General features: G+C 35.5%; 21 protein-coding genes. 2 read left to right on the top strand and 19 right to left on the bottom strand.

Annotation, left to right across the window (positions count from 1 at the left end; translation table 11 throughout):
• Positions 1 to 23: 23 nt before the first annotated feature.
• The 5 genes from HMPREF3023_RS03435 to HMPREF3023_RS03415 form a co-directional block, all read right to left on the bottom strand.
• The gene (locus HMPREF3023_RS03435) at positions 24 to 512 is read right to left on the bottom strand and encodes an NUDIX hydrolase (protein WP_070700734.1); all 489 of its coding nucleotides are present in this window, start codon (positions 510 to 512) and stop codon (positions 24 to 26) included.
• Between the two features lie 138 nt (positions 513 to 650).
• Positions 651 to 1,124: a staygreen family protein gene (locus tag HMPREF3023_RS03430; RefSeq protein WP_070700731.1), complete on the bottom strand. Its 474-nt coding sequence runs from the start codon at positions 1,122 to 1,124 to the stop codon at positions 651 to 653.
• A complete protein-coding gene (locus HMPREF3023_RS03425) occupies positions 1,121 to 1,648 on the bottom strand; it encodes a hypothetical protein (protein WP_070700729.1) in 528 nt (175 codons plus the stop codon). Before HMPREF3023_RS03425 ends, HMPREF3023_RS03430 begins: the two co-directional genes overlap by 4 nt.
• Positions 1,649 to 2,632, bottom strand: coding sequence for a radical SAM/SPASM domain-containing protein (locus tag HMPREF3023_RS03420; RefSeq protein WP_070700726.1), 984 nt, complete (start codon positions 2,630 to 2,632; stop codon positions 1,649 to 1,651). It abuts the gene before it with no gap.
• A 71-nt stretch (positions 2,633 to 2,703) separates the two neighbouring features.
• Complete coding sequence (locus HMPREF3023_RS03415; protein WP_070700724.1) at positions 2,704 to 4,425, bottom strand: catalase; 1,722 nt, start codon at positions 4,423 to 4,425, stop codon at positions 2,704 to 2,706.
• Between the two features lie 189 nt (positions 4,426 to 4,614).
• Here HMPREF3023_RS03415 and HMPREF3023_RS03410 point away from each other — a divergent pair, with 189 nt between their 5' ends.
• Complete coding sequence (locus tag HMPREF3023_RS03410; protein ID WP_070700721.1) at positions 4,615 to 6,168, top strand: BCCT family transporter; 1,554 nt, start codon at positions 4,615 to 4,617, stop codon at positions 6,166 to 6,168.
• A 667-nt stretch (positions 6,169 to 6,835) separates the two neighbouring features.
• The gene (locus HMPREF3023_RS03400) at positions 6,836 to 7,336 is read left to right on the top strand and encodes a hypothetical protein (protein WP_070700716.1); all 501 of its coding nucleotides are present in this window, start codon (positions 6,836 to 6,838) and stop codon (positions 7,334 to 7,336) included.
• 130 nt (positions 7,337 to 7,466) lie between these two features.
• Here the strand turns inward: HMPREF3023_RS03400 and HMPREF3023_RS03395 are convergent, their stop codons facing one another.
• The 14 genes from HMPREF3023_RS03395 to uvrB form a co-directional block, all read right to left on the bottom strand.
• The gene (locus tag HMPREF3023_RS03395) at positions 7,467 to 9,161 is read right to left on the bottom strand and encodes a DUF2207 domain-containing protein (protein ID WP_070700713.1); all 1,695 of its coding nucleotides are present in this window, start codon (positions 9,159 to 9,161) and stop codon (positions 7,467 to 7,469) included.
• 336 nt (positions 9,162 to 9,497) lie between these two features.
• Positions 9,498 to 10,841, bottom strand: coding sequence for a methylaspartate mutase accessory protein GlmL (gene glmL / locus HMPREF3023_RS03390; protein ID WP_070700710.1), 1,344 nt, complete (start codon positions 10,839 to 10,841; stop codon positions 9,498 to 9,500).
• Positions 10,838 to 11,464: a cyclodeaminase/cyclohydrolase family protein gene (locus HMPREF3023_RS03385; protein WP_070700707.1), complete on the bottom strand. Its 627-nt coding sequence runs from the start codon at positions 11,462 to 11,464 to the stop codon at positions 10,838 to 10,840. The genes glmL and HMPREF3023_RS03385 overlap by 4 nt, the downstream gene beginning before the upstream one ends.
• A gap of 15 nt (positions 11,465 to 11,479) precedes the next feature.
• Positions 11,480 to 13,159 carry a formate--tetrahydrofolate ligase gene (locus tag HMPREF3023_RS03380; RefSeq protein ID WP_070700704.1) on the bottom strand — a complete coding sequence of 560 codons (1,680 nt, stop codon included), beginning with the start codon at positions 13,157 to 13,159 and terminating at the stop codon, positions 11,480 to 11,482.
• A 9-nt stretch (positions 13,160 to 13,168) separates the two neighbouring features.
• Positions 13,169 to 14,062, bottom strand: coding sequence for a glutamate formimidoyltransferase (ftcD, locus tag HMPREF3023_RS03375; protein ID WP_070700702.1), 894 nt, complete (start codon positions 14,060 to 14,062; stop codon positions 13,169 to 13,171).
• 75 nt (positions 14,063 to 14,137) lie between these two features.
• Entirely contained in the window at positions 14,138 to 15,676 is a 1,539-nt protein-coding gene (gene hutH / locus HMPREF3023_RS03370; RefSeq protein WP_070700700.1) for a histidine ammonia-lyase, read from the bottom strand.
• Between the two features lie 422 nt (positions 15,677 to 16,098).
• Entirely contained in the window at positions 16,099 to 16,308 is a 210-nt protein-coding gene (locus HMPREF3023_RS03365; protein ID WP_070700697.1) for a hypothetical protein, read from the bottom strand.
• Entirely contained in the window at positions 16,298 to 16,984 is a 687-nt protein-coding gene (locus HMPREF3023_RS03360; protein WP_070700695.1) for a hypothetical protein, read from the bottom strand. The genes HMPREF3023_RS03365 and HMPREF3023_RS03360 overlap by 11 nt, the downstream gene beginning before the upstream one ends.
• A gap of 153 nt (positions 16,985 to 17,137) precedes the next feature.
• A complete protein-coding gene (locus HMPREF3023_RS03355; protein WP_070700692.1) occupies positions 17,138 to 17,860 on the bottom strand; it encodes an amino acid ABC transporter ATP-binding protein in 723 nt (240 codons plus the stop codon).
• Complete coding sequence (locus tag HMPREF3023_RS03350; RefSeq protein WP_070700689.1) at positions 17,853 to 18,527, bottom strand: amino acid ABC transporter permease; 675 nt, start codon at positions 18,525 to 18,527, stop codon at positions 17,853 to 17,855. Before HMPREF3023_RS03350 ends, HMPREF3023_RS03355 begins: the two co-directional genes overlap by 8 nt.
• Positions 18,528 to 18,595: 68 nt before the next feature.
• On the bottom strand, positions 18,596 to 19,450 hold the full coding sequence (locus HMPREF3023_RS03345; protein ID WP_083315501.1) for a transporter substrate-binding domain-containing protein: 855 nt from the start codon (positions 19,448 to 19,450) through the stop codon (positions 18,596 to 18,598).
• Positions 19,451 to 19,563: 113 nt separating this feature from the next.
• Positions 19,564 to 20,355, bottom strand: a complete 792-nt coding sequence (locus HMPREF3023_RS03340; protein WP_070700686.1) for a L,D-transpeptidase — start codon at positions 20,353 to 20,355, stop codon at positions 19,564 to 19,566.
• Position 20,356: 1 nt separating this feature from the next.
• Complete coding sequence (uvrA, locus tag HMPREF3023_RS03335; protein ID WP_070700683.1) at positions 20,357 to 23,173, bottom strand: excinuclease ABC subunit UvrA; 2,817 nt, start codon at positions 23,171 to 23,173, stop codon at positions 20,357 to 20,359.
• Positions 23,174 to 23,185: 12 nt separating this feature from the next.
• On the bottom strand, positions 23,186 to 25,177 hold the full coding sequence (gene uvrB, locus HMPREF3023_RS03330) for an excinuclease ABC subunit UvrB (RefSeq protein ID WP_070700679.1): 1,992 nt from the start codon (positions 25,175 to 25,177) through the stop codon (positions 23,186 to 23,188).
• Positions 25,178 to 25,179 lie beyond the last annotated feature (2 nt).

Genomic DNA, 25,179 nt, shown 5'->3' with positions numbered 1-25,179 from the left:
AAAAAACGCCTCATTTGAGACGATTATATACCTCTGAAAAATTTTTCGTAGTAATCAAGTCCAATAAAAGTTTTGTCTTTAACCATTTTTTGAATCTTTTCCACGCTAGCTATGTCAACATCCATAACCTCTTCCTTCTGCATGACTATTTCATCAAGAGAAACATTTCTACGCACTAGAAAAATATAAAATATTGTGTTTTTTTCAGTGATTATCCTCTTTAGCTTGAGCTCATCTTCACTTATGTCAATGCCAAGCTCTTCCTTAAATTCACGTACCATGCCCTCCTTGGGAGTCTCTCTAGATATAACAGACCCACCTGCAGAGCAATACCACATGCCAGCAAAGGATTTTTTGTTAAGAGACCTTCTCTGGATAATAAAATTTCCATCATCTCTTAAAATCCAACCCTCAACTATAAGGTGGTAATCACTATTTCTAAGACGTTGTCCCTTTTTTATGACTCGTCTCTTCCATTTTCCATTTTTATCATATACATCCCAATATTCCACGACAAAACTCCTTATAGTTATTTTACACTATTTAGGCTTGTTTTTAAAGATTATGAATACTTTATTTAAGTAAAATCTGCTCTCTTATTAAGAATATTTTTGCAAAATAAAAAAGTGGAATTTTTCATCCACTTAATCTTAAATATTTTTTAAAGACTTATAATCAAATCCTCTTCTATATTCTACAAAAGTCCCATCTTCTTTATAGACATAATCTCTTAGGGTTTTTTCTACAAGTCTTATATTAAATTTTTCATCTTTAGAATTATAAATTTCCTTTACATAAATATCTGTATCAGAAAATTTTAATTTTCTCTCAGCCTTTACCATTGCAAGAAGGGAGTTTTGTAAGTGTTCTTTGAAGATAATAAATCTTGCCTTTGTTGAAAATTTTGAGTTTTCATTGTCTAAAAAACATTCAAAAACAAAGTACTCATCTTCCCAATATCCAAAAACTTCATCCTTTTCCTCACTCATTGTAAAATCATCTAGACTATCAACTATGTCGACAAAAAGTTCTCCTGTATCATCATCGTGAGAAAGTATGTATTTCCTCTTCTTTAATTCTAAATCTTTTACACAACCTTTTTCTATTACTTTTAAATTCTTCATGCCCTAACAATCCTTTTTGAAAAGATTTCTAAAGTGTATCTAGAGGCAAGGTATCCAATAAAATATATTATAACTGTGACTATAAGAGTTGGAATAATTCCTGCTTGGACAAATCTAGATTGTGGTACAAAGATTTTTACTATGAAAAAGGAAGTCCACACGCCAAAAGCACTTTTTGTTGGTACTGAATAATATATATTTCTGTCCTTATTATAATTTTTAAAGACTATTAAGGTTAAAATATCACTTAAGACTCCGCTCGCTAGTCCAGCCAAGGCTCCAAAAACAGAAAACCTAAGCATATAAATGGCATAGCACAAGGAAATTAAGGAAACAGTCCCTATCTTTCTTGTTTTTAAAATTGTTGCTGTATATATAAAGGCAAAAGCTGGCGCTGTCGTAAGCACTCTTGATGATGGTATTGGTAAACTCAAGGATATTGTATAAAGAATTTTACCAACAACAATCATTATGGCTAGAGAAAGGCCCATTAAAACCCAATCTTTCACTCTAAATTTTTTCATCTAATCACCTAAAACACAATAATTATCAAATTCTAAATAATCTCCAGTATTTGCAAAGGCCCTAGCCCTACATCCACCGCAAATATTATTAAAATTACAAGTTCTACACCTTCCCTTATAGGATGAAGGATCCCTAAGTTTTTGGAAAACCTCGCTATTATTCCAAATATTATAAAAAGAATCTTCTTTTACATTGCCGGCCTCTACTTCTGCATAGGGACAGATATTTACCCTGCCATCGTAAACCAAGCTGCAATAACTTGTACCTGCAATACAAGACTTTTTAACTCTTGGGTCTAAATGTAATTTTTTCGCCATTACTGTTGACTGGGGTGCACAAGTGGGCTTTATAAATAAGTCTGACTCATACTTCAAAACTTCCTTAATAGCTTCTGTGTACTCTTCCTTTGTGAGGTAGACATTTTCTAAGTTTTTTCCTCTTCCAGTCATAACTAAGAATAAAACATGGACTGAAGATGCTCCTAGCTCACTTGCAAAGTCCAAAAGGCTCTCTATTTCTTTTAAATTAATTTTAGAGATAGTGGTGTTAATCTGAAACTTAACATCATTTTCTTTTAATATCTCTATACCTCTCATGGTTTCGTCAAAGGCTCCCTCATATCCCCTAAAGGAGTCATGAATATTTTTGTCTCTTGAGTCTATGGATATAGCGACTGACCTTATATATTTTTTTATAAGTCCTATGTTGTCTTCATCTATGAGAGTCCCATTAGTGCCAAGACAAGTGTAGAGACCGAGATTCGATGCAAATTCTGCAAGCTCGAAAATATCCTCCCTCATTAGGGGTTCTCCACCACTTAGTTTAAGCATATTAAAGCCAGCTTTTTTTATATCTCCAATGACTTCCTTTGCCTCTTCAGTAGATAACTCATCTGACAAATCCACATCTTCTTTAGAATTCCTATAGCAGTGCTCACAGTAGAGGTTGCATTTTTTTGTAACATTATAAGATACAATTTTCATTTTTTTATAACCTCCTAAAGAAATTGCCTCATAAAAGAGGCAATTCCAATATTATTTAATTTATTTTCTTATCAAAGTAGATATGGGTCATCTTCCCAAGCAATTAATGTTGTTGGGTCTTCGGCATTTGTATCTCTTCCTTCAGGTGGAAGGTCCTTTGAAGATTCTGGTTCAGAAGGATCTGTTGGGTAATTTAAATCAGCATCTCTTGCATTTAATTTTTCCCATTCTTCACGAGATTTTGGTGCCTTCATTTCTAGATCAACTGTATCTATATCAATTCCAAGTGCCTTTGCAACTCCCTTTCCATATTCTGGGTCAGCTGCATAGCAGTTTCTAATATATCTGTGCTTGATTTGCATAGTTGAGTCGCCCATATTTCTTGCAGTATTTTCAAATAAAACTAATTTTTGTTCATTAGTCATCCTGTTAAATAGCATACCTGGTTGAGTGAAGTAGTCACTGTCGTCTGCCCTGTAGTCATATCTCTTAGTTTCTCCACCCTTGTCATGTGGTATCTCTAGGTCTGGATGATCTTGCCAGCCACCATAAGAGTTTGGTCTGTAGTGGAGTTCTGCTCCCTTGTTGCCGTCAACTCTCATTTGTCCATCTCTGTGGTAGTCATGAGGATGCTTCACGCCTTGTGGTGAGTTAACAGGAATTTGGTGGTGGTTAACTCCAAGTCTATATCTTTGTGCATCTGAATAGAAGAAGGCCCTAGCTTGAAGAACCCTGTCTGGTGAAAGTGCGATTCCTGGCACAATATTCGCTGGTGAGAAGGCAACTTGTTCAACATCTTGGAAGAAGTTGTCTGGATATTTATTTAAAACATATTCTCCCACAGGAATTAGTGGATAGTCTTCCTTTAGCCACATCTTTGTTAGGTCGAAAGGATTTGTTGGGTGCTTTTCAGCTTGTTCTTCTGTCATAACTTGGATGTACATCTTCCACTTAGGATAGTTGCCATTTTCAATAGCTTCATATAGGTCACGTCCAGAAGATTCCCTGTCCTTACCATTTACCATTTCAGCTTCTTGGTCAGTGTAGTTTAGGATACCTTGTTGACTTCTAAAGTGGAACTTAACCCAAACTCTTGTGCCTTCTTCGTTATACATGGAGTAAGTGTGTGAACCAAATCCGTGCATATACCTAAAGGAAGAAGGAATACCCCTGTCACTATTTATTATAGTTGTTTGTAGTAATGATTCTGGTAGTGATGACCAGTAGTCAAAGTTTGTGTTAGGAGATCTTAAGTGAGACTTAGGGTCTCTCTTAACTGCGTGGTTTAAGTCGATAAATTTCATTGGGTCTCTAAAGAAGAAGACAGGTGTGTTGTTACCAACTACGTCCCAGTTGCCATCTTCTGTATAAAACCTCACAGCAAAACCACGAATATCACGTTCAGCATCAGCTGCACCACGTTCACCAGCAACAGTTGACATTCTTGAAAATACCTTGCACTTGTTGCCAACCTTGCTAAAGATTTTAGCCTTAGTGTATTTTGTGATGTCATGAGTTACTGTGAATTCACCCCAGGCACCCCAGCCCTTGGCGTGCATCCTTCTTTCAGGAATAACTTCCCTGTTGAAGTGGGCATGTTTTTCAAATAACCAAAGGTCTTGGACTGAAAGATGACCATCCATACCAGCAGTCATGGAGTCTTCGTCGTTATCAACTAATTGTCCACCTGCACGTCTTAATTCAGGATCATCAACATTTTGATTTCTACTAGGGATTGGGTCCCCTGATTTATTTTTTGCTGTTGGGTCCATTTTTTTCTTGTCGTCTGCCATTATTTACCTCCTTAAAAGTTAAAATTCTTACTTAGTTAACACTTACCCAAGTTTATCTTCTCTATTCTATTAAGTAAGTAGTAAATTTTATTTATATATTAAAATTTTAAAAAAACTCATTTTTGACAAAGCACAAGATTTTCCTATAGACTATTAAGGTATGAAAATTTTTAGAAAAGGAGAATTAATATGAAAAAAGAAATTTTAAAAGAACACTTTGTATATTTTTTGTCCTTAGGATTATTATCTGTACTTGTTTTACTTGGAATTATAATACCAGAACCCTTCCAAAGACTTACAGAATTTTTAAGAGATAAGATTACAGTAAATTTTGGTTGGTTTTATCTTTTATTGGTGACTGGAATTTTGATCTTCTGTGTCTTCTTAATTCTAAGTCCCATAGGACAAATTAGGTTGGGAAGCCCTAACTCTGAACCAGAGCACGACTCCATGTCTTGGATTGCCATGATGTTTTCAGCAGGAATGGGAATCGGCCTTGTCTTTTACGGAGCAGCCGAGCCCCTAAGTCACTTCGCAGTGATGACACCTCTTGCACCAAAGGGAAGTCAAGAAGCCTTAGCCGATGCCTTTAGGTTTACCTTCTTCCACTGGGGAATCCATGCCTGGGCAGTCTATGCCATAGTTGGTCTGGCACTTGCCTACTTTGGATTTAGGAAGCAAGAAAAATATCTACTCTCAGTTACACTTAAACCCCTCCTTGGCGACCGTGCTAATGGATGGATAGGTCAGGTGATTGACACTATAACAATTGTAGCCACGGTGATAGGTGTTGCAACAACTCTTGGCTTTGGAGCTATGCAAATTAATGGTGGCCTTTCCTACCTCTTTGGCATTCCAAATAACATTATGACCCAAACAATAATAATTGTGATAACAACGGCCCTCTTCGTCATGTCTGCCATGTCAGGCCTTGGCAAGGGAGTAAAGATCCTTTCTAATGTAAACTTGATCTTGGCCATAGGTCTTCTTGCAGTTGCCATAGTTATTGGACCAACAGTAAGAATCTTTGACAACATGACAGATTCAATTGGAGCCTACCTTCAAAACTTCTTTAGGATGAGCTTTAGGTCAGCTGCCTTTGATGGAACTAAGCGTGGCTGGATAAATTCTTGGACAATTTTCTATTGGGCTTGGTGGATCTCATGGTCACCCTTTGTTGGAGTTTTCATTGCGAGAATTTCCAAAGGAAGAACAATTCGTGAATTCTTGACAGTTGTCCTTCTAATTCCAACCCTACTTAGTATTATTTGGTTCTCAACTTTCGGAACTCTATCAACTAGCCTGCAGGATGCTGGAATAAATCTTTCAGAATTTGCTACAGAGGAAGTTCTCTTTGCAACCTTTAACAATTATCTTGGAGGAAACATCCTATCCTTCATAGCAATAATTTTGGTTTCAACATTTTTTATAACTTCAGCAGACTCTGCCACTTACGTCTTGGCAATGCTGTCTGAAAATGGAAACCTCCTTCCACCAAATAGGAAGAAGGTCATTTGGGGAATACTTCTCTCAGCAATAGCCATAGTTTTATTATTTTCCGGTGGACTTGCAGCCCTTGAAAATACACTTATAATAGTTGCCCTTCCCTTCTCAGTGGTTATGATCTTTGTGATGATTTCCCTCTTGAAGGAATTAAACCACGAGAAGAAGAAAATGGGACTAAAGATAAGGCCAGAGAGATTGCCAGAAGAAGGAGAACCCTTCAAATCCTATGACGATTGATATTTTATTTAGAAGGCTTAGATGTTTTCTAAGTCTTCTTTTTTTGTTAAAATAAATTTAAGGAAGTGATTAATTATGAATCCCGAATTAACTATATTATTACTATTTATTCTTGGATTTATTATATTAAATTTTTTTCCAGAAGGAGAAAAAAGTAATTCTCAATATAGATTAAAAATATTAAAAAATATAGACATTGTAATGTTTACCTTGGCATTTTGTTTTGATAAGTCCTATTTATTAATTTTAACACTTATGTTATTTATGATTTTTTATTATTTTTATGATGAAGAAAAAAAGAGAGACAAGGGAATTTTTCTATACATGATATCTGCCATTGTATTAACTCCCATGATATTTTTAATTCCAGATAAATACCACTTGGAATTTGCAAATTTATTTTCTCCAAACATTTATATGTATTTAATTCTTTTAACTAGCTTAGTATTCTTTGTAATGAATATATATAATTTTAAACAAATTACAACTTATTCAAAAAACAAGTTATTCACATTTATATTTTTACAATCATTAGTTTATATTGAATATTTTTATTTAGTGTATTTCTTCATATTCAAATAAATAATATTTTGCAAGCAAAAAAGATAGCTTCATTTTTATTGAAGATGTCTTTTATTTTGCTATAATGAAAGCAAGAGGTGGTAATATGGACTTTCAAAAAGTGCTTTTAATTATATTTTTATTAGGATTTATTTCTATTAATTTTAAAACTCCAAGATTTAATAAAAGAGTAGATGAACTAAATATAATTGCAACAAATATTCAGTTTACCTGCATGTTGTTTGCCTTGCTCTTAAATCAAATGAAAATTTTTTCCTTAATTTTAATTCTTGGGCTTCTTATAAGTGCTTACAATAATAAGGCTAAAAACCTCAAACCAGTCTTTTTTGAACTCATTATATTGATTATCTTGCCCCTACTTATTATTTTTGATTTAGGCATCTTTGTTCCTCTTACTGAATCTGGCTTCACAAGATCTTCTGATATTTATCTGGGACTCCTACTTGCTGGACTTGTTTTCTTCTTAAATCTATATAGGTATTCAAAGCTTGAAGCTGTGAATAAAAAATATCTCATTAGCTTTCTTCTGCTTAATTTAATTCTTTACGCCGAAAATTATTTTTTGATTTTTAAATCTTTAAAATAAAATTTTATAAAAAAATGCTGCTTGTAGTGATTTACAAACAGCATTTTTTTGTTTATTAATTTTTTCATATTCAAATGAATAATAAATTGGATTCAAAAAGATAGCTTAATTTTATTGAAGATGTCTTTTTTTAGCGACCGCCACCGCCGCCTCCACCGAAGGATCCTCCTCCGCCTCCAACAGAAGTTGCTCCTCCAACTCCTGCGTTGGCAAAACCAGATCCACTTTGATAGGATTGGTTTAATTTTTTGGAGAAATTTCTCGTTGCTAATATGTGTGTATTGTAAAGTGCATAGTTATTGACATAAGCTGGATATGCCTTTGCTCCTTTGACAAATTCCTTATCCAAGAAGAAGATTGATGAATAAATTAAATATTCTTCCCACTTATTGAAGTCAACTTCTTCTGTCACCTGGTCAAGATTGTCTTTTAAATAATTTTTAAACTTAATTAGGTTTTCGTAGAGAACTTTTCCCTTTTCAGTTACCCTAAGTTCTTTACCTGTTTTTCTTGATCCTAGGAATTTCTTTTCATAAGTGTAGTCTTCAAGGTAGCCTCCCTCTCTTAGATTTCTAATGGAAGAAGTTTCAAATTCTTCGTAATAATTTTCCATTTCTTTTCTATGTTTTCTCACATATTTTTTGAAGCCTTTTGCTGTGATGTATTCCTCATCATTTTCTTCTTTGGCTGCAAAAATCATTTCAAATAATTCTTCTTCCATTGGTCCCATGTTTTCTGGCCTTATTATAATCTTTATCTTATTGTTAGAAAATCCACCATCTTCTTCTTTAAATTCAATAGCTCCCTCTAAATTCCACTTTAAAATAAAGGCGTTGATATAATTGCCAACTAAGTCACTTGTCACAAGGTAGGCTTGACCTATGAAGTAATACAAGTCTTCCATTGGTCCATCATAGGGTATGTTCTTGTAGTGCTCTCCCTTTAAGTCCTTAATTGTTGGAAGTTCTTTTTTATTTTGGATTTTTCTCTTGTTAAAGGATAGGCACACAGCTCTTGCTACAAAGTAAATTACTGTCGCTACTCCTGCAAAGACTCCACCAAGTGCAGCTTTTTCTCCCCTAGACATAGGTTTTTGGTAGGCCTGGCCTTCATTGTTTTCCCAGTCTGAACCCTTGGCTGCCATGTTGGCATAGTCATCAAAATTTTTATCGACCTTATAAGCTGTGTTGAAGTAGCCCTTTGGAAATTTTAGCATGACTGTTGCATGGTCAACGTATCCAGAAGATTTCATCTTGATGATGCCATCTACATTGTGGATTTCGCCTTCAAGACCAAAACCCCACATTTCTACATCTTTAAAGGCTTCAAAGCCCTTGATATTTATCTCAACTCTCTCTGGCTTTGGATTAAAGTTATCTCCAACAAAATTGAAGAAGACCATGTCGGCATCATTTAGTCCCACAACAAGTGGATTTATTGTGTAGGACAAGTTGTAGGTGTTATCCTTAAATTCACTTATCCCCCAAGTGAGTTCAACTTGATCCTCCTTGTCGATCCTTCCATAGTGGTAGGCCTTGTCCTCAAAGGACTGGTCAATATCCCAAAGATTTTTTTCTGTGAAGTCTCTCCCAAGGGCATTGACAGAAAAATTTTCAATTTTTATGCCTTGCAAGTTTTCAATCCTCTTGTATCTCTCTGTGTAATCTTTGTTGTCTTCATTTATTTGCCAAACTTCCTTTACCTTGGCAACTCCATCTTTATCTATGTCTGCATCAATTTTTATAGATTTAAAATCTTCTGCAAAGACAAGTACAGGTAGGAGGACAAATAAAATTGTAAGTCTAAAAAAATTTTTTATTTTCATGTCACAGCTCCTTTATCTTTTCTAACTTTAGGATATAACTTTTCTTGGCAAACTTCAATTTTGCCTTTAATAAAATCTTTGTTATTAAATTCTAAGAATTATTTACCTTTATTCTTTCTTTACCCTAAAACCTTAATTTTTTATACATTAAGTTTCTTTAAATTTTTAAGTATTATTCATAATATTTTAAAGGAAATTTTAATTTTCTAAATTTACCTATTCTTATTTAGAAAATCTTTTACTTTCAATTTCTCTTAATTTTTTATACCTAGGAAAGACATTTTATAATAATTTTCATAAAAAAAGAAGCTACCAAAGAGGTAACTTCTAAAAAATTTATAGTTCTTTAAGATATTTCTTTAATAATTTGTATGAAGCTTCTTCATCAACAGTAGAAATTAGTCCAGCTGATGAAAGGATATAATCCTTATCTAAATAACACTTTACGTCCCTGTTAATTAGATATTTTTCATCTAAGTCCCTAATGGCTGATAGGATTTTCTTTGGATCATTTGAGTTAATGAGTGATCCTCCAGTTCCAATAAACATTTCTGCCGGTCTCAAATCTTTTCCATACTGTTCATAAATGGTTCTAGTAGGTGTCTTAATTTTTTTTATGTGGCCAACGTGTCTCATAAGTGAAGTATGAGTTGCTATATAACACAAGGCATTGTCGAAGAAGAGGTCCTCTTCATTGTCTGGAATGTAGTTAGTATGGTTAAAGCGAAATTCAGTTTTTTCCTTCGCGTCTTTTATTCCAAACTTTAGGAAGGGTTCATCGCCAACTGACTCATAAAGAGCAGTAGCAGAATACCTCATACCCATGTCGCCTTCCACAGTTCTCTTTTCATAGGGCTCATCAATGGGAGGTGAGATGACATTTTCTTCTCCATAATAAGTTTTCCCTATGGAATGGATGTCCGTAGTTGCCCCGCCAATATCCACTGACAAAATAACTTTGTCTAGGTGCTTAGCATATACAGACATGGCCTTTTGAACTGCAACTGGGGTTGGCAAGAGTATTTCAAAATCTTGACTTAGTAAATCAATTCCCTTGGCATGGGCAATTGTCTTAATAAAAAGATCTCCAATTGTCTTTCTAAGGGGTCTATAATTTATTGTGTTTGTTGTTGGCATAACATTTTCAGTGAAGTCACAAGGGACATCAGCCTTGTTAAAGATGTCCCTTATTTCTTCATGAGTATCAATGTTTCCTGCCACAACTACAGGTGTCTTAACAGATCCCTTTGCAAGTTTCTTTGCATTGTAGATTATGTTGTCCCTGTTGCCGTGGTCAGTTCCACCACATAAGACTATAATATCGGCGCCAGCAGATTTTATTTCTTCCACTTGCTCATCCTTGAGTTCGTAGGAATAAACATCTAAAATCCTAGCACCACTTGATAATGACGCAAGTCTTGCAGCGTCAGTAGTGAGGCTTTTTGAAAAACCAATAGCTATAACCTTTAGTCCTCCTGATGCTGAAGAGCAACCTAAAATTTTATCATATTTAACATCAGAGATTTCCCTTAGCTTTTTGTAAGCCTTGTTAAAGCCCTCTCTAACGTCAGTCTCCACAGTAGTATAACTTGAAGCACCTGCCAAAATTACATTTTTACTTGTATCCACTAAATGCAACTTTGTATAAGTTGATCCAACATCGACTAAAAGATAAATCATGCTAATTTTTCATCTACCACTTTCATAATTTCTGCGTGATTCTTTTCAACAATCTTTCTTGTAGCATCCATTTTTTCTTCAAGTTCGTGTCTGTAATCTTGATCCTTAAGTGAATTAAGGTTGATGATTACATTTAAGAATGCTCCGTGAACTGCAGCTTCAATGTTTAATAGAGCTACTGCTACGTCAGTGATTGCATTTGAGTTACCATTTTCAGCAAGTTCTCTTGCATAGTCATATAATTCAGTAACTTTCATTCCAAGTCCAAGAGGTACTTCAATTGCATTTCTGTATCCTTCTTGAATTTTTTCTGATCTTGCAGCCTTTTCTTCTTCAGTTTCCTTTGGAAGTTTCATAGCGTCCATAACTCCGTTGAAAGAGTTTGCGTCTTTGTCGATTCCATCAACAAATTCGTCCTTGTATTTTACAAGTTCAGCTTGAATTTCTTCCATTCTGTCAGAAACGTCCATATATTTTTTCTTGCCAACAGTTAAACCTGCAACCATTGCAAGTAGTGAAGCTGCCATTGATGCGTTTAGTGCAGCAATAGATCCACCACCAGGTGCTGGTGAATCTGAAGCAGTTTCATCTGCGAATTCTACTATATTTAAATCTTTAAGCATTTTTCCTCCTGTGAATTAGAATAATCCAGTAATAACGCCGTCGTTATCAATATCCATCTTGTTAGCAGCTGGTACTTTTGGAAGTCCTGGCATAACCATGATGTTAGATGTTTGAACAACTATGAAGCCTGCTCCTGCAGATACTCTTACATCTTGAATTTCAATATCAAAGTCTGTAGGTGCTCCAACTATATTCTTATCATCAGTGAATGAGAATTGTGTCTTAGCAATACAGATAGGAAGTTTGTCAAGACCCATTTCTTCAAGTTTCTTAACTTGTTTTTTAGCAGCTGTTGTAAAGTTAGCTTGTCTACCTCTGTAGATTTCTTTAACAATTGTGTTTACTTTGTCAACAATGCTGTCATTTTCATCATAAAGTGGCTTGAAGTTAGTTTTTTCTTCATCAATAAGTTCAACAACTTTATGTGCAAGATCTTCAGCACCTTCGCCACCCTTAGCGAAACATTCACAAAGTGAAATCTTAACTCCTAATTCAGCACAAAGTTCTTCTAATTTTGCAATTTCTCCTTCAGTATCGTCTGCAAATCTGTTAATTGCAACAATTGCTGGAACTCCAAATTTTCTAACATTTTCAACGTGACGTCTTAAGTTAGCAAATCCTTTTTCAAGAGCTTCGATATTTTCAGCTTTTAATTCTTTTTTATCTACTCCACCGTGCATCTTAAGAGCTCTAATTGTAGCAACAATTACAACTGCATCTGGAGCAAGACCAGCTTTTCTACATTTAATGTCCATGAATTTTTCAGCACCTAAGTCAGCACCAAATCCAGCTTCTGTAACTGCATAATCACTTGTAGCAAGTGCAAGTTTAGTAGCTAGGATTGAGTTACATCCATGTGCAATGTTAGCGAAAGGTCCACCGTGAATAAATGCTGGTGTATTTTCAAGAGTTTGTACCATATTTGGTTTTAATGCATCTTTAAGAAGCATTGCTACTGCACCTTGGATTTCAAGATCAGCAACTGTTACTGGATTACCATCAAGATTATATCCTATAACCATCTTAGCTATTCTGTTCTTTAAGTCTTCGATGCTTTCTGCTAGACAAAGAACTGCCATGATTTCAGAAGCTACTGTTATCATGAAGTGGTCTTCTCTTGGGAATCCATCAGCTTTTTTGCCAAGAGAAATAACAACATTTCTAAGAGATCTATCGTTCATGTCAATTACTCTTTTCCAAGTAATTTGTCTAGAGTCAATTCTTAAAGCATTTCCTTGGTGGATGTGGTTATCAATACAAGCTGAAATAAGATTATTTGCAGCTGTCATTGCGTGAAGGTCTCCTGTGAAGTGAAGGTTAATATCTTCCATAGGAACTACTTGTGAGTATCCACCACCTGCAGCTCCACCCTTAACACCAAATACTGGTCCAAGAGATGGTTCACGAAGTGCTACGGCAGATTTCTTTCCAATTCTATTAAGACCTTGAGTAAGACCAATAGAAACTGTTGACTTACCTTCACCTGCTGGTGTTGGAGAAATAGCAGAAACAAGAATTAATTTACCATTTTCATTGTTTTCTTCAATTCTCTTAATTGCATCCCAAGAAATCTTAGTTTTATATTTACCATATTGTTCAAGATCGTCTTTTTCAAATCCTATTTTTGCAGCTACCTCTTCAATAGGTAACATTGTAGCTTCGTCAGCTATTTGTATATCTGTTTTAAATGCCATATTATTTAATTACTCCTCAATTAAAAGTGTTTCTAGAACTTGTTCTGGTTTAAAGTCTTCAATTTGCATGTAGTAAGCTGCTGAATCAACAAGAGCTTGTAGTGGAAGAAGTCCAATAAGTTCTGTGTTAACAACACTTACTCCGTATCTCTTAGCTTCAGATCTAATCATTTCAAGTGCTTGGTAAATTGCAGTTTTTTCGAAGTTAACAAGGTTCATTGATACTTGAACTTGGCCTTTTTCTTCTAGAGCAAGTCCAATACCTTTAACGAATCTTAGTCCTCCACCAATGTGACGAACTTTTTTAGCAATTGCTTGAGCAACTTCTAATCTGTCAGTATTTAAGTTTACGTTAAATGCAATTAGGTGGAATCTTGCAGCAACACCTGTAACACCTGATTTAGCGTTCATTTCTTGTGGACCAAAGTCAGGTTTCCATTCTTCTTCTTTAATTTTGTCGAAGAATGCTTCGTATTGTCCCTTTCTAACCTTAGCAAGGTTCTTTCTTTCAGGAGTAGTTGCAGCATCTTCATATAGGTAAACAGGAATTCCCATTTCTCCTATTGCTTTACCAACTCTATTAGCGTATTCAACACAATCTTCAGTTGTAACTTCTGTTACTGGAACAAAAGGTATAACGTCAACTGCTCCCATTCTTGGGTGAGCTCCTTCGTGCTTAGACATATCGATAATTTCAGAAGCAACCTTTACAGATTCAAGTACTGCATCGATAACAGCTTCTGGTTCACCAATTACTTCAACAACAAGTCTGTTGTGGTCAGCATCTGGTTGGTAGTCGATTAATTTAACATTTTCTTTTGCTCTAAAACATTCAGTGATTTTTTCAACTTTCTCAAGGTCTCTACCTTCAGAATAGTTTGGAATACACATTACTCTTTTCAATTAATTTTCCTCCTAAATATAGATTACTTATAGCTTTTTCTTTCCTTTTATATTATATATGATTTTTCCTTATTATTAAAGTTCTACAACTTTTTCTACTTCTTCAAGAAGTTTTCCAGTGTTAATAAGTTCTTGAGCTTTTTCAAGTTCTTCGTAGATTTCGATTGTCTTATCTTCTTCTATTACTCCAACTTGTTTTCTAATTACTTCGTGAGCAACTTTTGTTCCCTTACCAAGTTCAAACTTGTTGTCTTCCATTTCCATTCTGAAGTCAAGTGCTTGAGCAGCTATCATAAGCTCAGTAGTTAGGATTCTAGCTGTGTTCTTAATAACTTCTCTTGCTTTTCTTGATGCCCAGTTACCCATAGAAACGAAGTCTTCTTGGTTTTCACAAGATGTTATTGAGTCAACACTTGCTGGGTGAGATAAAGTTTTGTTTTCTGATGCTAAAGCAGCTGCTGCATATTGAGTGATCATGAAACCAGAGTTTAGACCAGGGTGTTTAACTAAGAATGAAGGCATTCCAGAAAGTGTAGTGTTAACCATTCTTTCAATTCTTCTTTCAGAAACGTTACCTAGTTCAGAAACTGCAATTGCTAAGAAATCAAATGGTTGTGCCATTAATTCTCCGTGGAAGTTACCACCAGAAATTACCTTACCATCGTGAGTGATGATTGGGTTATCAGTTGCAGAGTTAAGTTCGATTTCAACTTTTTCTTTAACATATTCAAGAGTGTCTTTAGAAGCACCGTGAATTTGTGGCATACATCTAAATGTGTAAGCATCTTGTACTCTAAGTTCAGCTGTGTGAGTTACATAAGTTGAACCTTCAAGAATATTTCTTAAGTTTTCAGCAGTCTTAAGTGATCCTGCGTGTGGTCTAATTGTGTGAAGTTCTTCCCAGAATGCGTCGATGATTCCTCTAGCAGATTCTGTAGCCATAGCTCCTGCGATATCAGCAATCTTAGAAAGTTTAAGTGCATCGTAAGTTGCAAGTGCTCCAGTTGCTGTAAGAACTGTTGTACCGTTAATAAGTGCAAGTCCTTCTTTAGCTGCAAGTGCTATTGGTTTTAAGCCAGCTTTTTCCATAGCTTCTTTACCTTGAAGAAGTTCGCCTTCGTAGTAAGCTTTTCCAAGTCCAAGCATTGGAAGAACCATGTGTGCAAGTGGTGCTAAGTCACCAGAAGCTCCAAGAGATCCTTTTTCAGGAATAAATGGAACTACATTTCTATTTAACATTTCAAGAAGTAATTCAATAGTAGATAGTCTAATACCAGAAACACCCTTTAATAGAGAGTTGATTCTAATAAGCATAACTGCTCTTACTTCATCTTCAGGAAGTGGGTTACCAAATCCAGCAGCGTGAGTTCTAATAATATTTTCTTGAAGTTGAGCTGAATCTTCTTTAGAGATACTTACTCTTGATAGAGAACCAAAACCTGTATTGATTCCGTAAACAACTCTTTCTTCTTCAACGATTTCTTCTACATATTCTCTTGATTTGTTTACATCAGCGATTGCTTTGTCATCAATTTCTACTTTTACGTGGTCTCTAGATACAGCTACTAATTGTTCAAGATCTAGATCGTTACCTGTTAATACTACTTTGTTCATAATTGTACTCCCTTTCTTTTAATACATTGCATCTTACTTACTAATTCAAAAGAAATATTAAAGATGAAATATCAAATCATCTTTTGAAAAAGTAGTTGCCAAAATTTCTACACTTGCATGGAAAGTCCTTGCAAATGTTTTCTAACTAGATTTTATTCTAAATATAAATCATTGTCAATAATTTTGGAGAAAATAAAACTCTATCGACATAAAAAATACAATATTTTAATACGTTTTCTTGATAATCTATTTCTTAGATTGCACGATGTTATGTAATTTATTATCTTTTTTAAATTTTCCTTAATTTATTTAATACTTTTGTGAAAAAACTTTAAATTAAATTAATTATTAGTTTTAATCTATGAATTTCTGGAAGTTTATAAAATAAAAAATGACTTAGTCTCCTAAGTCATTAATATCCCTTAATCTTTTTTTATTAATCCAAAGACTATTAGTCCCACTGAAAAAATAAAGGCAATCACTAGTGTGAAGTCATCCTTAAGGTAATTAATTAAATTATTTTGATAAGACGATGTCATCTTCAGATCAAAAAGTGGCATGAAGTGTAAAAATATTATTAATAAAACTGTCAATACCACGCCTGTAATTATGTATTTATCCCTAGCTTTCATTTATTTTCTCCTTTTTTGTTATTAAATATCCTCCCACAACTTTCTTAGCATATCCATCTGATATTTCTCTTCCATTTTTATGTATTTCAAAGTCATAGTGATTTATCTCAGGGAAAAGACTTACACTTGCAAAAGTTTTTCTTTCTACTTTTATATCAAGATCCAAGTCAATTTTATTTTCTTTCTCCACATCGAAGCCCAGGGCATTGGAAATTATTTTTGAATCAAGGGGGATGTCTGCCATATAATCATTTTTTAGAATCCTTTCTCCAATTTTAATTTCAGTTTCTTCTTCCTTTCTATTGTCACATATTGACTCATAAACATCTGGCCCACTAAATTCTATTGCGCCTCTAACTTCTGAAATATCTTCAATTGTGTAGCCTTCTTTATTCTTAACTCCTTCTTCGATATAATCATCCTTATCAAGTAGTCTTATGTGTTTTATATCTGAAATTTCATAGCCAAGACTCTCTTCCATTTGTTTCTTTTTATCACTTGGCACTTCTAAAATTTCAAAATTTTTATTGCCCTTGTCTTCATTTAAATTTACTTCTTCTTGCTTATGAACTTTTGAGCCTTCAGTATACGACTTGTAGGCAGTCCTTCCAAGAAAGACTAGGCTTAAAAATATAAGTGCAAAGAGAATTATTAAGTTTTTCATCAAGCACTTCATTGTAGTCCCTCCTTAAAATAATTATATCATTAGCAAACAATTTAAAATTAAAAATTTTCTATAACTTAAAAATTTTTTACTTAATCAAAAAATCATAAATAAAAAAATGACCCAGCCTTAGCTAAGTCATTTTGATTTAAAATTATTAATTTATTAGAGAACCTTTCCTAAGAAATCTTTAGTCCTATCATTTTGAGGATTTCCAAAAATTTCTTCTGGGCTTCCCTCTTCAACAATGTAGCCTCCGTCCATAAATAAAATTCTGTCGCCAACTTCTCTTGCAAAACCCATCTCGTGAGTAACAACTACCATAGTCATCCCTTCCTTTGCAAGGTCCTTCATTATGTCAAGGACTTCTCCAACCATTTCTGGGTCAAGGGCTGAGGTTGGTTCGTCAAAGAGCATTACCTTTGGATTCATTGCAAGGGCTCTTGCTATTGCAATCCTTTGTTTTTGTCCACCTGATAGGGACTTCGGAAAAGACTCTGCCTTGTCTGGCAGTCCAACTCTTGCAAGAAGTTCTCTTGCCTTTTCTTCTGCCTTACTTTTTTCCATTTTCTTTACAAGTGTTGGTGCAAGTGTAATGTTATCTAAGATGTTTAGGTTGTTAAAGAGGTTAAAGGATTGGAATACCATTCCCATTTCTTCACGAACCTTATTTATGTCTACTTCCTTTGAAGTTATTTCTTCATCGTCTACAAAGATCTTGCCACTTGTTGGAGTTTCCAAAAGATTTAAGCATCTCAAAAAAGTTGACTTACCTGAACCTGATGGTCCAATTACAACTACAACTTCCCCATCTTTTATTTCTTGATCTATTCCCTTTAGGACTTCAAGTTCTCCAAAGGATTTTGTAAGATTTTCTACCTTAATCATTTGAAAGTCTCCTTTCTAGTCTACCCATGGCCTTTGAAAGACTGAAGGTCATGATGAAGTAGATGCAGGCTGTAAATATAAAGGGTCTTACTAATTCAAAAGTTCCCGATGAAATACTTTTACCTGCGTACATTAATTCTCCAACTCCTACTGTATAAGTAATTGATGATTCCTTAATAAGTGTTATAAATTCATTTACTAGGGCTGGAAGAATATTTTTTATTGCCTGCGGCATAATAATCTTTCTCATTGCTTGCTTTTCGTTAAGTCCAAGGGACCTTGCAGCTTCCATTTGTCCAAAATCAACTGAGCTAATTCCAGATCTAATAATTTCTGCAATGTAGGCTGCAGAGTTTAGTGATATAGATAGGGCACACAAGAACATTGGCGCTGTCAATATTGTGAATTGCTCTGGAATAATTTTCTTAAGTCCAAAGTAAACTATCATTATTTGTACAAGCATTGGTGTTCCTCTTACGATTTCGATGTAGATGCTTGACAAGATATTTAAAATTTTTATTTTTGATGTTTTCATTAGAGCAAGTATTATGCCAAGAGTAAAACCTAGAAGGACGCCAATTATTGAAAGCTCAATAGTTGTTATTGCGCCATTTAAGTAAGTTGGCAGGTATCTCTCTATGAAAGCAAATTGATTCATAATTCCCATAATTTCCCCTTATTTAAAAAATTTTATAAAATAAAAATTCCCCACACTTAATGTAGGGAATATTTAATTTATTTTACTGCCTCTTTGTTAGATAGTTCAATATACTCATCAAACCATTTATCAACTTGGCCTGAATCTTTTAATCCTTTAACAACTTCGTTAACAGCTCCTGTTAAGTCATCGTTGCCTTTTTTAATTGCTACTGCAAATCCACTATCATCTGGAATTCCTAAGTCTTTTATAATAACAAGACCATCAGTGATTGAAGCAAATTGTTTAGCAGGTAGTTCTGATAAGAAAGCTGCATCAATGGACTTGTTCTTTAACTGTTCAATAATAACATTGTTAAGATCAAATCCCTTACATTTGTCTCCAAATCTATCTGTTGCAAACTTGTGTTGAAGTGTACCTAGTTGTGTACCAACTATTTCTCCTTCTAGGTCATCAAAAGTTTTGTACTTGTCCTTGTTTTCTTCAGTTACAAGTAAAACTTGTTGTCCTTGTGAGTATTCATCAGAGAAATCAACTTGTTTCTTTCTTTCTTCGTCAGCACCCATTCCTGCTATAACCATGTCAACATCACCTGAGTTTAGAGAAGCAAGAAGTCCTTCGAAAGCCATATTCTTAACTTCAAGTTCTACTCCAAGTGAATCAGCAATGGACTGTGCAATTGCAATATCAACACCTGTGAATTCTTCTTTACCAGATTGGAAAGATGTCCATTCCATTGGTGGGAAGTCTGCTGAAGTTCCAAGAACTATTTTTCCCTTTTCCTTTATAGCATCAATTGTTGGACCAGTAGTTGTCACTTCAAACTTAACTGCTTCCTTAGCTCCTTCTTTCGTTTCTTCTTTTTTTCCACAGCCAAATAGTAGCAGGGCTGTCATTGCAATAAGTGCAATATTAAAAATTTTCTTTTTCATAATAACCTCCGACTTTAATTTAAAATAGTCTTCTAAAGCTCTCGCTATAATTTTAAAAAACATTATAACGCAAAGACTTATGATTTTCAATGCTTTAAGGCCACTTTATTAAATTAAAATTCTAATAAGTCACCTGCTGGAACTTCTTCTACAGGATTTTTATTAACTTCCTTTGGAGGCTCTTTCTTTTCCACTGGCTTTGGCTCAACTTTCTTAGGCCTTGAGTATTGATAAACTCCCCAAGATTCTAATTCAGCATCTGTCCCCAACCATACTGGAGCTCCTACTTTCATTTTTGGAAAAACAAGGTTTTCTATGTCGTAATTAAACATCCTTATGCATCCATTAGAATAGTAGCCACCAATCTGTAAGGGCTTTATGTTTCCATGTATACCATATCCACTCATGCCAGGTATGCTTAGACCCATCCACCTTTCTCCAAGAGGATTTTTTGGATCATTGGATGCAACTGGAGTGTACTTACCTCCCATTCCACCCCAAGCAGGATTCTTGTGCATATTTTGAATTTTCGCCTTAGCTGATGGTGTTGGAGTTGAACTTGTCCCAAGAGTTACAGGGAACTTCCCAATAGATTGCCCACCCTTATATAGGGTAAGAGTTCTCCTTGACTTATTGACTACTATCCAGTTGCCACTTGTTGGTGGATTAGTCACCATGTCATAAACTTCGTAATTTTGTGTATAAAGAGCTTGGTTGGTCTTGTCATTCATCCCGCCAGTTACAGGAAGGTTCATCCTCGCCTGCCACTTCTTTAGGGCATGAGTCCTCTCTTGACCAGACTTATCCATAAAATCATTTTGTCTCACAAATCCCTTTGCTGATACAAAACTTGGCAAGAGACTTGCGGCCAAAATAAATGCTCCCAGTCTTTTAATTTTTTTCAAATTAATCCTCCAATTTATCCTTCAAAAATTCTCCTGTATAAGAATCTTTGCACTTAATAATTTCTTCAGGCCTTCCAGTAAAGATAACTTGACCTCCGCCTTCTCCACCTTCTGGTCCCAGGTCAATAATATGGTCGGCACACTTTATAACATCTAAGTTGTGCTCAATTGTTATTACTGTATTGCCCCTATCCACAAGTTCTTCTAAAACTTTTATTAATTTATTCACGTCTTCTGAGTGAAGTCCAGTTGTTGGCTCATCTAAGATGTAAAGAGTTCTTCCCGTTGCCCTCTTGGATAATTCTGTGGCAAGTTTTATCCTTTGGGCTTCTCCACCTGATAAAAGTGTAGAAGATTGTCCCAATTTTATATAGGAAAGTCCAACATCTCTTAGGGTTTCAAGCTTTCTCAAAACTCTCTCATGATTTTGGAAGAAGTCAATTGCCTCTTCCACTGTCATATCGAGAACTTCATAAATGTTTTTGCCCTTGTATTTTACTTCAAGAGTTTCACGATTATATCTCTTGCCATGGCAAACTTCACAAGGAACATAGACGTCAGACAAGAAGTGCATCTCAACTTTTAAGATTCCATCGCCCTTGCAAGCCTCGCATCTTCCTCCCTTGACGTTAAAGGAAAATCTCCCCTTCTTGTAGCCACGCATTTTTGCTTCATTAGTATTGGCAAAGACATCTCTTATTATATCAAAAGCACCTGTATAAGTGGCAGGATTTGACCTCGGTGTCCTTCCAATTGGAGATTGGTCAATGTCAACAATCTTGTCAATGTTGTCAAGGCCTTCAATAGACTTGTGCTTGCCAGGTTTTATCCTAGACTTATTGATCTTTTGAGCAAGACTCTTGTAGAGGATTTCATTTACAAGTGAAGACTTGCCTGATCCAGAAACTCCTGTCACGCAGACAAATTGTCCCAGCGGGAATTCAACATCAATATTTTTTAAGTTGTTTTCCTCTGCACCCTTAACTTTAATGGACTTGCCTGTATATTCTCTTCTTTCCTTAGGAACTTCAATTTTCTTCCTGCCACTTAGGTAGGCACCAGTTATGGACTCTTGAACTTCCATAATCTCTTCAGCACTACCTTGAGCAACAATCCTTCCCCCATTGACACCTGCAAGAGGTCCAATGTCTACAATTTCATCTGCAGCAAACATGGTATCCTCGTCGTGCTCAACAACAATTAAGGTGTTGCCAATGTCTGTTAAGTTTCTAAGTGACTCAAGGAGTTTTGTGTTGTCCCTTTGGTGGAGCCCAATACTTGGCTCGTCGAGAACGTAAATTACACCCACAAGTTGTGAACCAATTTGGGTTGCCAGCCTAATTCTTTGGGCCTCGCCACCAGAAAGAGTTCCAGCCATTCTCGATAAAGATAAATATTCAAGACCAACATTTACCAAGAATTCTAGCCTTGATTTAATCTCCTTTAAGAGTTCTTCAGCAATTATCATTTCATTTTTTGTAAATTCAAGATTTTCAAAAAACTCTAAGGACTTATCTATGGAAAGTTCCGTCAATTCAAAAATATTTAGGCCTCCAACTCTTATGGCAAGAGATGAATCTCTTAACCTTGCTCCATGGCACTTAGGACATGGAACTTCTTCCATAAATTCGTCAATCTTATCAAGCATCCTGTCAGAACTTGACTCAGTGTACCTTCTCTTTAAGTTTTTTAGGATTCCCTCAAAGCCTCCAGAATATTTTTTCTCCCCAGAGAAGTAGGAATTAAAGGAGAAGTTTAACTTACCATCATAACCTTCAAAAATTGCTTTGATAAATTCTTTTGGAGCATTTTTTATTGGCTCTTTAGTGGAAAAATCAAACTTCTTGGCAATTTGTGCAATTATTTCATAATAATAAGTTCCCTTGGAGTTTGAGTAACAGGCAATGGCCCCCTCATCTATAGAAAGTTCCTTGTTGGGAATAACCAAATCTCTTGAAACTTCCTTAGAAAATCCAAGTCCCTTACATTCATCACAAGCTCCCAGAGGAGAGTTAAAGGAGAAGGACCTTGGAGTAACTTCTTCTATTATAATGTTGCAGTGAGGGCAGGCAAACTTTGTGGAGAAAACCATGTCGTCTCCATCGATAACATTTATCTTGGCTATCCCATCACTTAAGTTTGTGGCAATTTCCAGTGAGTCTGCAAGTCTTGATTCAATTTTTTCTTTTATAATAATCCTATCTATTACAATGTCTATATCGTGATACTTGTTTTTTTCAAGTTCAATTTCTTCCCCAATATCACGCATTTCTCCGTCAACAATAACCCTTAAAAAGCCTTCTTTTTTTATTTTTTCAAAAACTTTTTTGTGCTGACCCTTCCTATGCCTTACAACTGGTGAAAGAATTTGAATCCTTGTCCTCTCGTCTAGCTTCATTATTTCATCCACCATTTGGTCTATAGTATAGGAAGAAATTTCTCTCCCACACTCTGGACAAAAGGCATGACCAACTCTTGCATACAAGAGTCTTAGGTAGTCGTAGATTTCTGTAACTGTACCTACAGTTGATCTCGGGTTTTTTGAAGTGGTTTTTTGGTCAATGGAAATAGATGGACTCATGCCTTCGATATAGTCAACCTCTGGCTTATCCATCTGTCCCAAGAACTGTCTTGCATAAGAAGATAGGGATTCCACATACCTTCTTTGACCTTCTGCATAAATTGTGTCGAAGGCAAGGGAAGACTTACCTGATCCAGAAAGTCCTGTAAAAACTACAAATTTATTTCTAGGAATATTAAGGTCAACATTTTTTAAGTTGTTGACCCTAGCTCCCTTTACTATTATTTCGTCTTTCAATTTAACACCTCTTTAAAGGAGGGCAGATTTCTTTTTCTCCCTTAGATCCTTTATCTTGTCCCTAATTTCAGCAGCTTTTTCAAAGTCAAGTTCTTCTGCTGCCCTGTACATTTCAGGTTTTAGGGCATCTATCATCTCGTTAATTTCATCCTTAGTAAATTCATTTTCTTCATCTTTAATATCTTTGAAGTCCACAGATTCTTCTGCAGCAATAGCAGTGTTTATGACTTCACGGATACTTTTCACTATTGTCTTTGGAGTGATCCCATGCTCTTCATTGTATTCTTCTTGGATTTTTCTTCTCCTAGAAGTCTCATCAATAGTAACCCTCATAGAAGGAGTTATGATGTCGGCATACATAATAACTTTTCCATCGGCATTTCTAGCTGCACGACCAGCAGTTTGGATAAGTGATGTGACAGAACGAAGGAAGCCTTCCTTGTCTGCATCAAGTATGCAAACTCTTGAAACTTCTGGCAGGTCAAGACCCTCTCTTAGGAGGTTGATTCCAACAAGGACGTCAACCTTACCAAGCCTTAGGTCCCTTATAATCTTCATCCTCTCTAGAGTGTCGACATCAGAGTGCATGTAAGTCACCTTGTATCCAATTTCCTTTAAGTGCCTTGATAGATCCTCAGACATCCTCTTGGTAAGAGTAGTTATTAAGACCCTCTCTCCTCTTTCAATAGCTCCATTTACTTCATTTATAATATCATCAATTTGATTTTTAATTGGTCTTACTTCAATTATTGGGTCAAGAAGACCTGTTGGCCTTATGATTTGTTCAACTTCTTGTTCAGTGTGTTCAAGTTCATAGGGCCCTGGAGTTGCAGAAACATAAACACATTGGTTTATCATTTCTTCAAACTCGTTAAACCTAAGAGGCCTGTTGTCTAGAGCTGAAGGAAGTCTAAATCCGTAATCAACAAGAGTTTCCTTACGAGCCCTGTCCCCATTGTACATACCCCTAATTTGAGGAATAGTTTGGTGGGACTCGTCGATTATTGTTAAAAAGTCCTTTGGAAAGTAATCAATTAAGGTATAAGGCCTTGATCCTGGTGCCCTACCTGATAGGTGTCTTGAATAGTTTTCTATCCCAGAGCAAAATCCCATTTCAGACAACATTTCCAAGTCGTACCTTGTCCTTTGCTCCAACCTCTGAGCTTCTAAAAGTTTTTCTTGGTCCTTTAAAACCTTAAGTCTTTCCTCAAGTTCTTCTTCTATTGTAACAATGGCACGTTTTACCTTTTCTTCTGAAGTGGCAAAGTGGGATGCCGGAGTAATATAGGCATGGTTAAGATAATGAAGGACTTGGCCCGTCAAGGCATTGACTTCAGTTATCCTGTCAATTTCATCCCCAAAAAATTCAACTCTTATAGAATTTTCTGATGAAGAGGCTGGAAAAATTTCCAAAATATCTCCACGAACCCTAAAGGTCCCACGCTTAAATTCATAATCATTTCTCACATACTGGATATCCACAAGCTTGCTCATGACATCATTCCTGTCCCTTATCATGCCAGGCCTTAGAGAAATTGCCAGTTGTTCATAGTCAATTGGGTCCCCTAAACCATAGATGCAGGAAACTGATGCAACAATAATTACGTCCTTTCGCTCGAAGAGAGCCATTGTTGCAGAGTGACGAAGCTTATCTATTTCATCATTGATAGATGAGTCCTTTTCAATAAAGGTGTCAGTTCCTGGCACATAGGCTTCTGGTTGATAGTAGTCATAATAGGAAACGAAAAATTCCACAGCATTTTCCGGGAAAAATTCCTTTAATTCTGAGCAAAGTTGGTAGGCAAGGGTCTTGTTGTGGGCAATTACAAGAGTTGGCTTTTGAACCCTCTCAATTACATTTGCCATGGTAAAGGTCTTACCAGAACCTGTTACCCCAAGTAAGTTTTGGTGCTTGTAGCCCTTCTTTATACCCTCAGCCAATTTATCAATAGCTTGGGGTTGGTCACCTGTGGGCTTGTATTCAGAATGAATTTTAAATTCCATTT

This window comes from Peptoniphilus sp. HMSC075B08 (assembly GCF_001815405.1).
Lineage (GTDB): Bacteria > Bacillota > Clostridia > Tissierellales > Peptoniphilaceae > Peptoniphilus_A > Peptoniphilus_A harei.
This window is presented reverse-complemented; position numbering and strand designations above follow the sequence as displayed.

What these genes read in the sequence shown, in the direction of transcription:
- HMPREF3023_RS03430 (WP_070700731.1), bottom strand. Translation starts at nt 1,124, where the DNA reads ATGAAGAATTTAAAAGTAATAGAAAAAGGTTGTGTAAAAGATTTAGAA.
- HMPREF3023_RS03425 (WP_070700729.1), bottom strand. Translation starts at nt 1,648, where the DNA reads ATGAAAAAATTTAGAGTGAAAGATTGGGTTTTAATGGGCCTTTCTCTA.
- HMPREF3023_RS03420 (WP_070700726.1), bottom strand. Translation starts at nt 2,632, where the DNA reads ATGAAAATTGTATCTTATAATGTTACAAAAAAATGCAACCTCTACTGT.
- HMPREF3023_RS03415 (WP_070700724.1), bottom strand. Translation starts at nt 4,425, where the DNA reads ATGGCAGACGACAAGAAAAAAATGGACCCAACAGCAAAAAATAAATCA.
- HMPREF3023_RS03410 (WP_070700721.1), top strand. Translation starts at nt 4,615, where the DNA reads ATGAAAAAAGAAATTTTAAAAGAACACTTTGTATATTTTTTGTCCTTA.
- HMPREF3023_RS03400 (WP_070700716.1), top strand. Translation starts at nt 6,836, where the DNA reads ATGGACTTTCAAAAAGTGCTTTTAATTATATTTTTATTAGGATTTATT.
- HMPREF3023_RS03395 (WP_070700713.1), bottom strand. Translation starts at nt 9,161, where the DNA reads ATGAAAATAAAAAATTTTTTTAGACTTACAATTTTATTTGTCCTCCTA.
- glmL (WP_070700710.1), bottom strand. Translation starts at nt 10,841, where the DNA reads ATGATTTATCTTTTAGTCGATGTTGGATCAACTTATACAAAGTTGCAT.
- HMPREF3023_RS03385 (WP_070700707.1), bottom strand. Translation starts at nt 11,464, where the DNA reads ATGCTTAAAGATTTAAATATAGTAGAATTCGCAGATGAAACTGCTTCA.
- HMPREF3023_RS03380 (WP_070700704.1), bottom strand. Translation starts at nt 13,159, where the DNA reads ATGGCATTTAAAACAGATATACAAATAGCTGACGAAGCTACAATGTTA.
- hutH (WP_070700700.1), bottom strand. Translation starts at nt 15,676, where the DNA reads ATGAACAAAGTAGTATTAACAGGTAACGATCTAGATCTTGAACAATTA.
- HMPREF3023_RS03365 (WP_070700697.1), bottom strand. Translation starts at nt 16,308, where the DNA reads ATGAAAGCTAGGGATAAATACATAATTACAGGCGTGGTATTGACAGTT.
- HMPREF3023_RS03360 (WP_070700695.1), bottom strand. Translation starts at nt 16,984, where the DNA reads ATGAAGTGCTTGATGAAAAACTTAATAATTCTCTTTGCACTTATATTT.
- HMPREF3023_RS03355 (WP_070700692.1), bottom strand. Translation starts at nt 17,860, where the DNA reads ATGATTAAGGTAGAAAATCTTACAAAATCCTTTGGAGAACTTGAAGTC.
- HMPREF3023_RS03350 (WP_070700689.1), bottom strand. Translation starts at nt 18,527, where the DNA reads ATGGGAATTATGAATCAATTTGCTTTCATAGAGAGATACCTGCCAACT.
- HMPREF3023_RS03345 (WP_083315501.1), bottom strand. Translation starts at nt 19,450, where the DNA reads ATGAAAAAGAAAATTTTTAATATTGCACTTATTGCAATGACAGCCCTG.
- uvrB (WP_070700679.1), bottom strand. Translation starts at nt 25,177, where the DNA reads ATGGAATTTAAAATTCATTCTGAATACAAGCCCACAGGTGACCAACCC.